Below are 14,000 nucleotides of genomic sequence, written 5' to 3' on the forward strand. Positions count from 1 at the left end.
GTTGATTTTTGGCACGCTGTTGAGTTCTCAAGGAACGGTCGCTTCCTTTGTACTCACCCTCTCGGGCTTTCCTCCGGGCTTCCCTTCGGTGTTTCAAACTCTACCAGGGTTTTTCCGTCTCTCTGACCACCCCCCTGCAGGCATGCAGAAGGAGATCCAGAGTTAGGATCTGACGAGTTTGGGTTCTGCCGGGCGATGACGCTCTCGCGCCGCTCAGCCCCAGGCAGGAGTACGACTGTACACGCGGCCTTGAAGCGGGTGCAAATCCGCGGGGTTGGTGGTCTAGACCACTTACTGGTAGCTTCTATACGGAACCGCCACTTCACATGACATACCCTGCTGCTCAGAGCGCCGTCCGGGACAGCCAGTGACGGCCCGTGAGCAGCTCCACTCCTGGGAGGCTTCCCATGACCACCGTGACGTCCCCTCTCGCCGGACGTGCCATCGGACTGGCCGAAGTGCCGGATCCGGTCTTCTCCGGGGCCATGGTCGGCCCCGGCACCGCGATCGACCCTGTGCGCGAGCCCTCCGAGGCCGTGGCACCCGTGGACGGTGTCATCGTCTCGCTGCACCCGCACGCCTTCGTCGTGGTGGACGAGAGTGGACACGGCGTGCTCACCCATCTCGGCATCGACACGGTGCAGCTCAACGGCGAGGGCTTCGAGCTGCTCGTCAGCAAGGGCGACACCGTGACCCGTGGCCAGAGCATCGTGCGCTGGAACCCCTCCGCCGTCGAGGCCGCCGGCAAGTCCCCGGTGTGCCCCGTCGTGGCGCTCGAAGCCACGGCCGAGTCCCTCTCCGACCTCCGTGACAGCGGTGACGTGAAGGCCGGCGACAGCCTCTTCTCCTGGAGCTGACAGCAGTGCCGTCGCGAGACGGCGTACAGGACAACCACTGCGGCGGCGGGACCCGCCGCACTATCGGAGACGGGTGAGATGGACACAACGCTGCGAGGCGTCGGCGTGAGCCATGGCGTGGCGATCGGCGAGGTTCGGCACATGGGTACGGCGATGCTGGAGCCGCCGGCCAAGCAGATCCCCCCGGAGGACGCGGGACGGGAGCAGGGACGCGCCCGGCAGGCCGTGGACGCCGTGGCCGCCGACTTGATGGCGCGCGGCAACCTGGCGGGGGGTGAGGCCCAGGCGGTGCTCGAGGCGCAGGCCATGATGGCCCAGGACCCCGAGCTGATGGCGGACGTGGAGCGTCGGATCGCCGTCGGCAGCACGGCCGAGCGTGCCGTGTACGACGCGTTCGCGGCGTACCGGGAGCTGCTGGCCGGTGCCGGTGAGTACCTGGCCGGCCGGGTGGCCGACCTCGATGACGTGCGGAATCGTATCGTCGCCCGGCTGCTCGGCGTTCCGATGCCGGGCGTCCCGGACAGCGACCGGCCCTATGTACTCGTGGCGCGGGATCTCGCTCCCGCCGACACGGCTCTGCTGGACCCGTCTCTGGTGCTCGGTTTCGTGACCGAGGAGGGCGGTCCGACCAGTCACAGCGCGATCCTCGCTCGTGCCCTGGGCGTGCCGGCCGTCGTCGCGTTGCCGGGCGCGTGCGAGCTGGCCGAGGGGACGGTGATCGCCGTGGACGGCAGCACCGGCGACATCTTCGTGAACCCTGACGAGGAGAAGAAGACGGAGCTGGAGGCCGCGGCCGCCGAGCGCAAGGCCGCGCTGGCCGCCTCGACCGGGCCGGGTGCGACCGCGGACGGGCACAGGGTGCCGCTGCTGGCCAATGTCGGCGGGCCGGCCGACGTGCCGGCGGCCGTGGAGGCCGGGGCCGAGGGCGTCGGTCTGTTCCGTACCGAGTTCCTGTTCCTGGACGACAGCAAGAACGCTCCTTCCGAGGAGAAGCAGGTGGAGGCCTACCGGCAGGTGCTGGAGGCGTTCCCCGAGGGCCGTGTGGTCGTGCGTGTGCTGGACGCGGGTGCGGACAAGCCGCTGGACTTCCTGACTCCGGCCGACGAGCCGAACCCGGCGCTGGGCGTGCGTGGTCTGCGGACGCTGCTCGACCACCCCGAGGTCCTGCGTACGCAGCTGACCGCGATGGCGAAGGCCGCCGAGGGGCTGCCGGTCTACCTCGAGGTGATGGCGCCCATGGTGGCGGACCGCGCGGACGCGAAGGCGTTCGCGGACGCGTGCCGTGAGGCGGGCTTGCACGCGAAGTTCGGGGCCATGGTCGAGATCCCGTCGGCCGCGCTGCGGGCGCGTTCGATCCTTCAGGAGGTCGAGTTCCTTTCGCTGGGGACCAATGACCTCGCGCAGTACACGTTCGCGGCGGACCGGCAGGTCGGTGCGGTGTCCCGGCTCCAGGACCCGTGGCAGCCGGCGCTGCTCGACCTGGTCGCGCTGTCCGCCGAGGCGGCCAGGGCCGAGGGCAAGAGCTGCGGTGTGTGCGGTGAGGCCGCGTCGGACCCGCTGCTGGCCTGTGTGCTGACCGGTCTGGGTGTCACCTCTCTGTCGATGGGTGCCGCGTCGATTCCTTATGTCCGGGCGACGCTGGCGAAGTACACGCTGGCGCAGTGCGAGCGGGCCGCGTCCGCCGCGCGCGCGACGGACAGCGCCGAGGAGGCGCGCGGCGCGGCTCAGGCGGTGCTGTCCGGCGAGTAGTCGGGCCGGCGCCTGCGGTGTGCCGGGTGGTCAGGGGCGTCCCGCCTTCGGGTGGGGCGCCCCTGGCGCGTCCGGCGTGTTCCGGGCGTGCGGTCAGTGGTGGTGTCCTCGTGCGGTGCCGTCCTCTCCGAGGTCGGGGGGTTCGCAGTAGTCGACGCCGGGTTCGGGCGGGATGAGGTCGCCGGTTTCGACGTCGGTGCAGTAGGCGTCGAAGACCTCGGAGGCGGTGAGCGGTTCGAGGTGGCCGCCGCGCAGCCGCCAGCCGTGGACGCGGTCCGCCGTACCGGGGGCGCTCGTGCGCAGGACGAGTCCGCCGGGGCTGCGGGTCGCGAGGCCCAGTGCGAGAACGCCGGTGAATTCCAGGGCCTCGGCCTCGTCGAGACGGGTGTCGCCTTGGGGGTCCTGCTCGCCGTGCAGGACGGAGACGAGTGTCTCCGGTGGTCCGGAGACTGTGCAGACGAGATGCCGGTCGCCAGGCGGTGCGGTGTCGAGGATGCGGACCAGCAGGTCGGAGGCGCGGCTGAAGGCGGCTCGGCCGATGTCCTCGCCGCAGGTCGGGCACGGGCCGAGGCGGGTCAGGAGTGTGGTGGCGTACTCCCAGGTGGCCTGGCGTACGGCTTCGTCCACGAGGGCGGGTACGAGGGTGGCGAGCGGTCGGCCGTCGTACGGGATGGTGGGGCCGGTGGCGGCGAGTTCGGCGGTGAACCGGGTCCGGCTTGTGGGGAGGTCGGGGTCGAGTCCCGTGCCGGCGCAGAATTCCGCGTACTCCTCGGGGTCGAACAGGGCGAGTGTGGTGTGGCCGCCCTGGGCGGAGCGGATCCTGAGCAGCTCCTCGACCTGCTTCAGGTAGGTCGTGTGGTCGTCGAAGGTGAAGCTGCGGTAGCGCCGCATGGCGCGGAAGTCGTGTTCGTCGGTGAGCAGGCCGATGGTGCCGGCGATCTCGCGGCGCAGGACGCGTCGCATGGTCCGGGTCCCGTGGTCGGTGTGCGCCATGATTCCCCCAATGCGCAGTCGATCATTGCTCACTCACCGTAACCGGCGGCACTGACAACGGGGTCCGCCGGAGCCTGTCCCGGATCAGCCGGTGCTGGATTCCGCAGGTCGCGGCGATGGTGGCGCCGAAGACGGTCCAGCCGAGCGGCCCGGTGGCGATGGCGGCGGTGACGGCGAGTGGGCCGATGCCGCGCTGGGCGGCCTGGGCGAGCCCGTGGACCCCGAGGTAGGCGCCCAGGACGCTGCCGGGCGCGAGGGCCACGGACAGTTCCCAGGAGACGGTCGCGTGCAGCATCTCGGCGAGGGTGAAGGCGGCGGCCGACGCGGTGAGCAGGCAGATGGCCGGTGTGCCGCCGGTGGCGGACAGGGCCATGGTGATCCCGCCGAGGGCGAAGGCCGCGGAGAGCGGGACGAGGAGTCTGCGGGCTGCCGCGGTGGTGGTGCCGAAGCGGGCGAGGGGGACCTGGAGAGCCACGACCATGACGTTGTTGAGCACGAGCAGCAGGGGTGCGAGGCCGTGCGGTACGCCGGGGCTGTGTGCGATCCAGAGGGGCAGGCCGACCTTGAAGACCGTGTCGTCGAGGGAGAGCACGGTCTCGGTGGCGACGTAGGCGAGGTAGGTGCGGTCGCGCCAGGGGCTGGTCGGTAAGTGCGCGGGTGGCTCTGTGGCGGAGGACGCGGCGATGCGGGTGTGCCCGGGGGGCTCCGCGCAGGTCAGCGTCAGGAGCGCGACGGTCACGAAGGAGAGGGCGTCGCCGGCGAGGAGCCAGCGGTAGGCGGTGGTGGTGCCGAGGGCGAGGGCGGCCGCGGCGGCGAGTCCGCCGAGGGCCCAGCCGGCGTTGGAAGCGGCCCGGTCCACCGCCTGGTAGCGGACGCGGTCGGGTCCGGCGATGCGGGTGGCGTAGAGCTTGGTGAGGACGCTGGAGGCGCGGTCGCCCAGGCTGCCTACGGCGGAGAAGGCGAGGAGCAGCACGTACCGGTCGGTGGTGAGCAGGGCGAAGGAGGCGACAGCGCGGAGGAGTTGGAGCGCGATCAGGACTCTGGTGAGGGGGAATCGGTCGGCGACGCGGCCGCCCAGGGGTGCGCCCGCGATGCCGACGGTGCCGGAGACCGCGGCGAGGGTGCCGACCTGGGCGATGGAGAGGCCTGAGACGTAGGTGAAGTAGAGGACGGAGACGGATGCCCACAGGCCGCTGCCGATGCGGTCGACGAAGGTGATGGCGAGCATTCTTCGCCCGTCGCGGCCTCCGGGTACGCGTGGCGGCCGGATGGTGGCGCGGGGCTTCGCGTCCACTGGTCCCCCTTGTGTCGAGTTATGTATTGATACATAATGATCAACGTGGCAATACAATATGGGATCGGTGGTACGACGGCCAAGGAGATTGCGGCATCCGTCGAACGAGGCGTGGCCGAAGGGACGTTGGCTCCGGGGGCCCCACTGCCGCCGGTGCGGCGGCTCGCGGACGAGCTGGGGATGAGTCCGGGCACGGTCGCCACGGCCTACAAGGAGCTCCGCCGGCGGGGCATCGTCGTCACGCGCGGCCGGGGCGGCACGGTGGTGGCGCCGACCCCCACGGTGGCGTCACGGCGTCCGCCCAGGGTTCCGGAAGGGCTGCGGGACCTGGCCGGGGGACATCCCGATGCCGCGCTGCTGCCGTCGGTGGTGCCGCCTTCGGGCCTCTCCCCCGGCACACGCTCGCACCGTTCCACTCCCCGGCTCGCCGGGCTCGAGGACGCCGTGCGCGACTGGCTCGGCCGGGACGACGTACCGGTGGAGCACGTGACGTTCGCGCACGGCGCGCTGGACCTGATCGGCCGGGTGCTCCAGGTGGAGCTGCGACCCGGGGACGGCGTGGCGATGGAGGATCCGGGCTATCACCATCTGCTGGATCTGGTGACGGCCTCGGGGCTGCGGATCGTCCCCGTCGCCGTGGACGAGGAGGGAGTGCGGCCGGACGCGCTGCGCCAGGCACTGCGGGCGGGTGTGCGCGCGGTGGTGTTCAGTCCTCGGGCGCAGAATCCGTACGGCGGTCGTTTCTCCGTGGCCCGTCGGGACGCGGTCGCCGAGGTGCTGCGCGAGGCGTCCGAGGTGCTCGTGGTGGAGAACGACCACGCCTCGGAGGTGGCCGGCGCCCCGCTGCACAGCGTGTCCGCCGCAGGACTCGCGCGCTGGGTGCATGTGCGCACCGTGAGCAAGTTCCTGGGCGCCGACCTGCGCTGGGCGGCCGCGGCGTGTGATCCGGTCACGTCCGCGCGGCACGACGGACGGCTGTTGCTGACCTCGGGCTGGGTCAGTCATCTGCTGCAGGAGAGCGTCCACGGTCTGCTGGTGGACGCGGGCACGCGCGCGTTGGTGGCACGCGCGCGTGAGGCGTACGCGCGGCGCCGCACGGCCCTGGCCGGGGAACTGGCGGCGCGGGGCGTCGTCTCGCACGCGGCGAGCGGGATGAATCTGTGGGTGCCGGTCCGGGACGAGTCGGCGGTGGTGAACGGCCTGCGGTCGTACGGCTGGTGGGTGGCTGCCGGCGCGAGGTTCCGTCTGGCGAGCGGGCCCGGGGTGCGCATCACCACCGCTGACCTGGAGCCGGCCGAGGCGGTGCGGCTGGCCTCGGACTTCGCCGCCGTGCTCGGCGAGTCCGAGGCCACCTACGGAGGGTGAGGCGCCGGCGGTCAGCCGCGCTTGCGGGCCAGCTCCTCGTAGAAGGCGAGCAGGGCGAGGTCGTCGATGGAGCCGGGGTTGACGGCCTTCTCCATGGGCGTGCCCTGCAGGAGGCGCTTGACGGGGACCTCGATGCGCTTGCCGGTGAGCGTGTGCGGGACGCCGGGCACCTCGATGATCTCGTCGGGGATGTGGCGGGGCGAGAGCTGTTCGCGGATGGCCTGCTTGATCCGGTTCAGCAGGGCCTCGTCCAGGGCGGCGCCGGGTACGAGGTGCACGAACAGCGGCATCCAGTAGCCGCCGTCGGGCTGTTCGATGCCGATGACCAGCGACTCCTTGATCTCGGGCAGGCGCTCGACGACCTCGTAGATGTCGGCCGAGCCCATGCGCACGCCCTGCCGGTTGAGGGTGGAGTCGGAACGGCCGTGGATGATCACGGTGCCGCGTGAGGTGAGGGTGATCCAGTCGCCGTGGCGCCAGACGCCGGGGTAGGTGTCGAAGTAGCTGTCGTGGTATCGGGTGCCGTCGGGGTCGTTCCAGAAGTGGATCGGCATGGACGGCATGGGGTTGGTGACGACCAGTTCGCCGACCTCGTCGATGAGGGGCTTTCCGCTGGGGTCCCAGGACTGGAGGTCGGTGCCGAGGCTGGGGGCCTGGAGCTCGCCGGTGTACACCGGGAGGGTCGGCACGGCTCCCGCGAAGCAGGAGCAGACGTCGGTGCCACCGCTGACGGAGGCGATCCACAGGTCGTCGCGGACCTCGTCGTGCAGCCAGCGGAAACCGTCGGGCGGGAGCGGGGAGCCGGTGGTGGCGACGCACCGCACCGTGGAGAGGTCGTAGTCGCGGGCCGGGTGGACGCCGGCCTTGCGGCAGGCCATGACGTAGGCGGCCGAGGTGCCGTAGAAGGTGGCTCCGGTGCGTTCGGCGATCCGCCACTGGGCGCCCGTGTCCGGGTAGCCGGGGCTGCCGTCGTACAGGACGATCGTCGTTCCGGTGAGCAGGCCGGAGACGAGGAAGTTCCACATCATCCAGCCGGTCGAGGTGTACCAGAAGAAACGGTCCTCGGGGCCGAGGTCGCAATGCAGGCCCAGCTGCTTCAGGTGTTCGACCAGGATGCCGCCCTGGGACTGGACGATGGCCTTGGGCAGGCCGGTCGTGCCGGAGGAGTACAGCACCCACAGGGGGTGGTCGAAGGGCACCTGCTCGAAGACGGGTTCCGTGTCCCCGGCCGTCAGGACCGACCACTCCAGGGCGCCCTCGGGCGCCTCGGTGCCGAGGAGCGGGATGTGGACGACGGCGCGCAGGGTGGGCAGCTCGCGGCGCAGTTCGGCGACGATCTCGCGGCGGTCGTGTTCCTTGCCGCCGTAGCGGTAGCCGTCGACGGTGAACAGGACGACCGGTTCCACCTGCTGGAAGCGGTCGAGGACGCTGCGGGCGCCGAAGTCGGGGGCGCAGGAGGTCCAGACGGCGCCGACGGCGGCGGAGGCCAGGAGGGCGACGACGGCCTGCGGGACGTTGGGCAGGTAGCCGCTGACACGGTCGCCGGGGCGTACGCCGAGGGCGCGGAGCTCGGCGGCGAGCGAGCCGACCTGGCGGCGCAGCTCGGACCAGGTCACCGGGCGCGGTTCGTGGGTCTCGTCCACATGGAGGAGGGCGGGTTCGTCCGCGCGGTCGGCCGCGGCGCGCAGGGCGTGTTCGGCGTAGTTGAGGGTGGCTCCGGGGAACCACTGGGCGCTGGGCATGGCGCGGTCGCCGAGCACGCGCGCGTAGGGCGTCGAGAACCGTACGTCGAACCACTCGGTGACGGCTTTCCAGAAGGTGTCCAGCTGGTCGACGGACCAGCGGTGCAGCGCCGGATAGCCTCCGTCGGCCGGCGCCCCGTGGTGTTCGGCGGCCCATGCCTGGAACTTGGTGATGCGTGCCTCGGCGATCCGCTCGGGATCGGGCTGCCAGAGCGGCTGGGGGTTCGCGGTCGACATGGGGCGGCTCCCGGACTGTGCGCGTCGTGTGCGTCGGTCCGCGCACGGGCTGGGGTGTGCGCGTGACGCGGCTGACAGGGACGATGCCATGTGATCGACTTCCGCACCAGGGTGCGCCTCACATGGTCCGTGTCGTGAAGATGTGCTCCCGGCGCGGGTGAACGGCAGCTGAACGACACGCGCGCGTGGGGTGCTCAGTGGCAGGGTGAGCGGCATGGACGGTCGTGACCTGGTGCGTTCGGTGAGTGTGGTCGGTTCGGGGAGGGCGGCTCGGGGGTTGCGTACCGTACGGGCCGCGTGGCGCAGGAAGCGGATCGACGCCGCCGCGCTGCCACGGCGGGGGGCGGAGCGGGCGCGGGTCCCCGGGCAGGTGGAGGGCGTGGCGCCGGGGCCCGGAGGCGGTGTGATCCGGTTCAGCCGGTCGGAGCTGCGGATCACCGTGGCGGTGAACGGGGCGGTGTTCTGGGGCTGGGACGGGGCGGGTCCACAGCCGTCGTACGCGCTGGCGGGGGGGTGTCCGGAGCCGGATCCGCGGGCGGTGCTGGAGCCGGACAAGGACGGTGGCTGGCGGGTGGTCGCCGAGCGGGTGACGGTCGTCGTCTCACGGCACGGCGCGGTGCAGGTGTGCACCCCGGGCGGTGTGACCCTGCGGCGGGACCTGCCGCCGCGCTGGTGGGAGCCCGTCGACGGGGGCACCGCACGGTGGATGCAGCGCACGGAGGTGGCGGCGGACGCCCGGTTCTTCGGCCTGGGCGGCCGGTCGTCCGGTCCCCGGCTGCGGGACGGCGCCTACCGGCTGTGGAACACCGATCCCGGTCGTGCGTTCGGGCCCGGCGACGATCCGCTGTATCTGACCATGCCGGTGCAGGTGGTGGTGGCCGACGCCGGCACGCATCTGGTGTTCCACGACACCACGTGGGACGGCACGGTGATCCTTCGGGAGGGTGAGGAGGGCGCGGGCTCCGGACACGACCGGGCGGGACGCTGCGAGGTGCGGATGGACGGCGGTCCGCTGCGCTGCTGGGTGATGGTGGGCACTCCCGCGCGCGTGCTGCACACGTGGGCCTCCCTGACCGGGGCGCCCGCGCTGCCGCCCGCGTGGGCGCTCGGCCACCATCACGCGCGCTGGGGCTTCGGCAGCGAGCAGGAGGTCCGCCGGATCGTCGCCGGCTACCAGGAGCGCGATCTGCCCCTGGACGCGGTCCACCTGGACATCGACCACTACGACGACCATCAGGTCTTCACCGTCGACCAGGAGCGCTTCCCGAAGCTGCCGGTGCTCGCCGAGGAGCTGCGGCGGGACGGTGTCCGGCTGGTGTCGATCGTCGATCCGGCCGTGCGGGCGGCGCCGGGCAACGCCGTGTACGACAGCGGTTCGGCCGTGGACGCGTTCGTGCGCGACCCCTCGGGACGGGAGGTGCGCGGTGAGGTATGGGCGGGCGAGTCGGTCTACCCGGACTTCACCCACGCGCGCGTGCGCGAGTGGTGGGGCGGGCTCTACGAGGAGCGCCTCGGGCAGGGCTTCGCCGGGTTCTGGCACGACATGAACGAGCCGACGTCGTTCAACGCCTTCGGTGAGCCGACGCTGCCGCGTTCCACCCGGCACGCCCTGGAGGGGCGTGGCGGCGACCACCGGGAAGCGCACAACGTGTACGCGCTGTGCATGGCGCGGGCGGGCTACGAGGGACTGCGCGAGCTGGCGCCCCGGGAGCGGCCCTTCCTGTTCACGCGCTCCGGCTGGGCGGGGATGCAGCGGTACGGCGGCACCTGGTCGGGGGACGTGGCGACGGGCTGGCCCGGGTTGCGAGCGTCGCTGTCGCTGGTGCTGGGGCTGGGCCTGTGCGGGGTGCCGTACTCGGGGCCGGACGTGGGCGGCTTCGACGGCAGTCCGTCGCCGGAGCTGTATCTCAGATGGTTCCAGCTCGGCGCCTATCTGCCGCTGTTCCGCACGCACGCGAGTCTGCGGGCGGGACGCAGGGAACCCTGGGAGTTCGGCCCTCAGGTGCTGGAGCACGCGCGCTCGGCGCTGCGCGAACGCCGGCGGCTGCTGCCGTACTTCGTGACCCTGGCTCATCTGGCCCGGCGCACCGGCGCGCCCTACGTCCGGCCGCTGTGGTGGGGGTCGCCGGAGGACCGGGCGCTGCGCGACTGCGAGGACACGTTTCTGCTGGGCGACGGTCTGCTGGTGGCTCCGGTCCTGGACCCCGGTGCCGACCGGCGTGCGGTGCAGCTGCCCCGGGGCCGCTGGTACGACACGGTGACGGAGCAGGCGTACGAGGGGCCGGGGCAGGTGCTGGTGGACGCGCCGCTGTCGCGGATACCGGTGCTGGCGCGCGCGGGAGCGGTCGTGCCGGTGCGCGGTGCCGACGGCGGGCCGGAGCTGGAGGTGTGGGCGCCCGTGCGCGGCCGTACGGGCGGCGGGCTGGTCGTGCCGGACGCGGGCGACGGGTGGGACGAACCGGAGATCGAACGGTACGTCGCCCGCCGGCAGGGCGGGCGGGTGGTGGTCACCCGGGAGCGGGAGGACGGCGCGAGCGAGCCGCCCTGCCCGGTGCGCGTGCGGGGGCTCGGCTGAGCCGAGCGGGTCAGACGTACCGGCCCTCGAACCAGGCCCGTACGACCACGGTGTGCAAGGGGAAGGCGAGTTCCTCGGGCCTGCGCAGCAGGTGCCAGCCCTCGGTCTCGTCGCTGGGGCCGGAGGGCGGCAGTCCCTCGGCCGGGCGTTCCGGGAGGAGTCCGAAGAGCAGCAGGTGGCCGTCGGGCGAGCTCATGGCGTCGATGAGCCGCACGTCGCGGGCGGCCGCGTCGATGCCGGTCTCCTCCTTGAGTTCCCGTACGACGGCCTGTTTCCAGTCCTCCCGGTCGTCGATGTAGCCACCGGGCAGGGCCGTGCCTCCGCGCTCGGGGGCGACGGTCCGGGTGATGACGACCAGGGCCGTGCCCTTGGTGTCGTACACGGGCTGGAGCGCGATCGCGACCGGCAGCGGGTTGCGGTAGGCGGTGGTCCCGCAGGACGGGCAGGTGCGCGGCCAGCCGGAAACGCCCGCTCCATAGGGCGCCCCACAGCTCGAACAGTGTGAGCCGGGCGCGGAGTTGGCAGTCGGTTGATGATTTTCGGACACGCGCGGACTGTATCCGATCACGGGAACGACGTCTTCCGGAAGTGATACGCCAGGGAAACGGCGGATCGCGAGAAAGGGACGAAACCACCCCCACCGGCCCCGGCCACCCCTCCTGTGCCACGACGCCGGTCGCGGCCGTTCGGTTCGCGGGCGCGGTCTGCCCTTTTCCGGGCGCCTGTGGCACACTCCTGACGCCTCGTCAGATCACGTCACATGGAGGGGCTTTGCCGCACACACGGACTCCCGCGGTCGCCGGCTGGTTCACCGGCGAGGGGGACGACTTCCGGCTTCTCGGCACCCGCTGCTCGTCCTGCGCCTCGGTCTTCTTCCCGCGCGAGGACGTCCACTGCCGCAATCCGCACTGCGCGGGCGGCACCTTGGAAGAGGTCCCCCTGTCTCGAAAGGGGCGAATCTGGTCGTACACCGACAGCAGATACCGTCCTCCGTCACCCTATGTGAGCAATCGGGAACTCCCGTGGGAGCCGTACACGTTGATCGCGGTGGAGCTGCCGTCCGAGCGGATCGTGGTGCTGGGCCAGGCGGCTCCCGGGGTCACCGTCGCCGATCTGGCGGTGGGCACGGAGGTGGAGGCCGTCCCCGGCGTCCTGCATGAGGACGCGGAGACGACCTGGACGGTCTGGCACTGGCGGCCGACGGGGGTGACGGCATGACGACGGATGTGGCGGTGCTGGGGGCGGGGATGCACCCCTGGGGCAAATGGGGTCGCGGCTTCGTGGAGTACGGGACGGCGGCGGCCCGCGCGGCGCTCGCGGACGCCGGTCTCGGCTGGTGGGACATCGGATCCATCGTGGGCGCGGACACGGTGCGGGGCGGATATCCGGGGTACGTGGCGGGGGCCGCGTTCGCCAAGGCCCTCGGCTGGCAGGGCGCCCGGGTGACCAGTGTGTACGCGGCCTGCGCCTCCGGGGCGCAGGCGATCGCCACGGCGCGGGCACAGATCCTCGCCGGTCTCGCCGACGTCGTGCTCGTGGTCGGGGCGGACGCGGCGCCCAAGGGCTTCTTCCGGCCCGCGGGCGGGGACCGCCGCGACGATCCGGACTGGTTGCGCTTCCACCTGCTGGGGGCGACGAACCCGGCGTACTTCGGGCTCTACGCGCGCCGGCGGATGGCGGTGCACGGCGACACTCCGGACGACTTCGCGCTGGTCAAGGTGAAGAACTCCGCCATGGGAGCGCTGAATCCGTACGCCCGCTACCGCAGACGGGTCACCGCGGAGGAGGTCGCCGGTTCCGCGGTGGTCGCCGATCCGCTGCGCCTGCTCGACATCTGCGCCACCTCCGACGGCGGCGCCGCCCTGGTGCTCTCCAGCATGGAGTTCGCACGGCGGCACGGCGCGGCGCGGCCGGTGCGCGTCCGGGCGGTGTCGACGGTGACCCCGCGCTTCCCGAACACGGTGCTCGACCTGCCGGACATCGCCACGGACTCGGCGGTCGCGGTGCCGCCTCCCGACGAGACGTTCCGCGCGTCGATCGCCCGCACCGCCTACGAGGAGGCCGGCGTCGGCCCCGAGGACCTGTCCCTGGCCGAGGTGTACGACCTGTCCACCGCGCTGGAGCTGCAGTGGTACGAGGACCTGGGCCTGTGCGGCGAGGGCGAGGGGGCGAAGCTCCTGAGGGAGGGTGCGACGGCGCCGGGCGGCCGGACGCCCGTCAACACCAGTGGCGGCCTGGCCTCCTTCGGCGAGGCCGTGCCGGCCCAGGCCATCGCCCAGGTCTGCGAGCTGACCTGGCAGCTGAGAGGCGCGGCGGGCGACCGTCAGGTCACCGGCGCCCGCGTGGGGATCTCCGCCAACCAGGGCCTTTTCGGGCATGGGTCCTCGGTGGTCGCGGTGCGGTGAGAGAAGCCCGAAGAGAGAGGTACGTATGGAAGGGTCCCTGCTGTTGTCCACGCTGTGTGACCACCCCGGAATCCTGCGTGAACGTCTTATGAACTGCGCCTGGGCGTACGCGGGCAGCGCCATCATGCTCCCGTGCCCTCCTGGACGGATACTCTCCGCTTCGCCTTCCAGCCGGTGGTCAACCTGAGGACTGGCGCGGTCGCCGCACTGGAGACACTCGCACGCCCCGAGACCGGCGACATCCTCGCCGAGGCCCGCCGTGACCCCGAACTGGACGGCAGGCTGACGGTGCTGGCCCTCCGTGCGGCCACGCACAAGGAGACGCTGCTGCCGCTGCATCTGAACGTGTTCGCGGCCACGCTCGCCGACCTCGGCGGCCTCACCCCGCTGCACGACGCCGTGCGGGGGGCCGGGCGCATGCCCTGGGAGGTGACGCTCGACATCGTGCCGCCCTTCACGCACGTACCGCAGCGGGCCCTGCTGGAAGCCGTGTCCTCACTGCGCGAGCAGGGGTTCCGGATCAGCGCGGACGGCGTCGGGGAGGGCGACGTACCCCTCAGATTGCTCACCGACCTCTCCCCCGACCTGGTCAAGCTCGACGCCTCGCTGCTGGCACGGCCGGCCGCGGTGCGGGCGATGCGGACGCTGTGCGAGGGGCTGGGCGCCCTGGTCGCCGTGGAGGGGGTCGAGACGGAACTGCAGTACGGGGCCGCGATGTCGGCCGGCGCCCAGCTTGCGCAGGGCGAGCTGTTCGCGCCGCCGGCCAGGATCCCCGCGGCGGAC

General features: G+C 72.1%; 11 protein-coding genes. 7 read left to right on the plus strand and 4 right to left on the minus strand.

Annotated features, from left to right (window positions below):
• Nucleotides 1-407 precede the first annotated feature (407 nt).
• Both ACWEN3_RS25890 and ptsP read left to right on the plus strand, forming a co-directional pair.
• Nucleotides 408-857: a PTS sugar transporter subunit IIA gene (locus ACWEN3_RS25890; protein ID WP_452975463.1), complete on the plus strand. Its 450-nt coding sequence runs from the start codon at nt 408-410 to the stop codon at nt 855-857.
• Nucleotides 858-935: 78 nt separating this feature from the next.
• Nucleotides 936-2,606, plus strand: a complete 1,671-nt coding sequence (gene ptsP, locus ACWEN3_RS25895; protein ID WP_452975465.1) for a phosphoenolpyruvate--protein phosphotransferase — start codon at nt 936-938, stop codon at nt 2,604-2,606.
• A 93-nt stretch (nt 2,607-2,699) separates the two neighbouring features.
• Here ptsP and ACWEN3_RS25900 read toward each other — a convergent pair whose 3' ends face one another.
• Nucleotides 2,700-3,599: a hypothetical protein gene (locus ACWEN3_RS25900; RefSeq protein ID WP_452975467.1), complete on the minus strand. Its 900-nt coding sequence runs from the start codon at nt 3,597-3,599 to the stop codon at nt 2,700-2,702.
• 22 nt (nt 3,600-3,621) lie between these two features.
• Nucleotides 3,622-4,827, minus strand: coding sequence for an MFS transporter (locus ACWEN3_RS25905; protein WP_452975470.1), 1,206 nt, complete (start codon nt 4,825-4,827; stop codon nt 3,622-3,624).
• Between the two features lie 102 nt (nt 4,828-4,929).
• Between ACWEN3_RS25905 and ACWEN3_RS25910 the strand changes: the two genes are divergently transcribed.
• The gene (locus ACWEN3_RS25910; RefSeq protein WP_452975473.1) at nt 4,930-6,258 is read left to right on the plus strand and encodes an aminotransferase class I/II-fold pyridoxal phosphate-dependent enzyme; all 1,329 of its coding nucleotides are present in this window, start codon (nt 4,930-4,932) and stop codon (nt 6,256-6,258) included.
• A gap of 11 nt (nt 6,259-6,269) precedes the next feature.
• On the opposite strand, the gene ACWEN3_RS25915 is transcribed toward ACWEN3_RS25910, so the two are convergent.
• On the minus strand, nt 6,270-8,237 hold the full coding sequence (locus ACWEN3_RS25915) for an acetoacetate--CoA ligase (protein ID WP_452975476.1): 1,968 nt from the start codon (nt 8,235-8,237) through the stop codon (nt 6,270-6,272).
• A 214-nt stretch (nt 8,238-8,451) separates the two neighbouring features.
• Between ACWEN3_RS25915 and ACWEN3_RS25920 the strand changes: the two genes are divergently transcribed.
• Nucleotides 8,452-10,812 (plus strand): glycoside hydrolase family 31 protein, encoded by a 2,361-nt coding sequence (locus ACWEN3_RS25920; RefSeq protein ID WP_452975479.1) that lies wholly within the window; start codon nt 8,452-8,454, stop codon nt 10,810-10,812.
• Between the two features lie 10 nt (nt 10,813-10,822).
• Here ACWEN3_RS25920 and ACWEN3_RS25925 read toward each other — a convergent pair whose 3' ends face one another.
• Entirely contained in the window at nt 10,823-11,359 is a 537-nt protein-coding gene (locus ACWEN3_RS25925; RefSeq protein ID WP_452975482.1) for an NUDIX domain-containing protein, read from the minus strand.
• Nucleotides 11,360-11,583: 224 nt separating this feature from the next.
• Between ACWEN3_RS25925 and ACWEN3_RS25930 the strand changes: the two genes are divergently transcribed.
• The 3 genes from ACWEN3_RS25930 to ACWEN3_RS25940 all read left to right on the plus strand — a co-directional run.
• On the plus strand, nt 11,584-12,030 hold the full coding sequence (locus ACWEN3_RS25930) for a Zn-ribbon domain-containing OB-fold protein (RefSeq protein ID WP_452975485.1): 447 nt from the start codon (nt 11,584-11,586) through the stop codon (nt 12,028-12,030).
• Nucleotides 12,027-13,217, plus strand: coding sequence for a lipid-transfer protein (locus ACWEN3_RS25935; RefSeq protein WP_452975488.1), 1,191 nt, complete (start codon nt 12,027-12,029; stop codon nt 13,215-13,217). The genes ACWEN3_RS25930 and ACWEN3_RS25935 overlap by 4 nt, the downstream gene beginning before the upstream one ends.
• 132 nt (nt 13,218-13,349) lie before the next feature.
• Nucleotides 13,350-14,000: EAL domain-containing protein (locus ACWEN3_RS25940; RefSeq protein WP_452975491.1), on the plus strand; the 651-nt coding region annotated here is incomplete at its 3' end.

This window comes from Streptomyces sp. NPDC004561, assembly GCF_053602155.1.

What these genes read in the sequence shown, in the direction of transcription:
- ptsP (WP_452975465.1), top strand. Translation starts at nt 936, where the DNA reads ATGGACACAACGCTGCGAGGCGTCGGCGTGAGCCATGGCGTGGCGATC.
- ACWEN3_RS25915 (WP_452975476.1), bottom strand. Translation starts at nt 8,237, where the DNA reads ATGTCGACCGCGAACCCCCAGCCGCTCTGGCAGCCCGATCCCGAGCGG.
- ACWEN3_RS25920 (WP_452975479.1), top strand. Translation starts at nt 8,452, where the DNA reads ATGGACGGTCGTGACCTGGTGCGTTCGGTGAGTGTGGTCGGTTCGGGG.
- ACWEN3_RS25935 (WP_452975488.1), top strand. Translation starts at nt 12,027, where the DNA reads ATGACGACGGATGTGGCGGTGCTGGGGGCGGGGATGCACCCCTGGGGC.
- ACWEN3_RS25900 (WP_452975467.1), bottom strand. Translation starts at nt 3,599, where the DNA reads ATGGCGCACACCGACCACGGGACCCGGACCATGCGACGCGTCCTGCGC.
- ACWEN3_RS25910 (WP_452975473.1), top strand. Translation starts at nt 4,930, where the DNA reads ATGATCAACGTGGCAATACAATATGGGATCGGTGGTACGACGGCCAAG.
- ACWEN3_RS25905 (WP_452975470.1), bottom strand. Translation starts at nt 4,827, where the DNA reads ATGCTCGCCATCACCTTCGTCGACCGCATCGGCAGCGGCCTGTGGGCA.
- ACWEN3_RS25890 (WP_452975463.1), top strand. Translation starts at nt 408, where the DNA reads ATGACCACCGTGACGTCCCCTCTCGCCGGACGTGCCATCGGACTGGCC.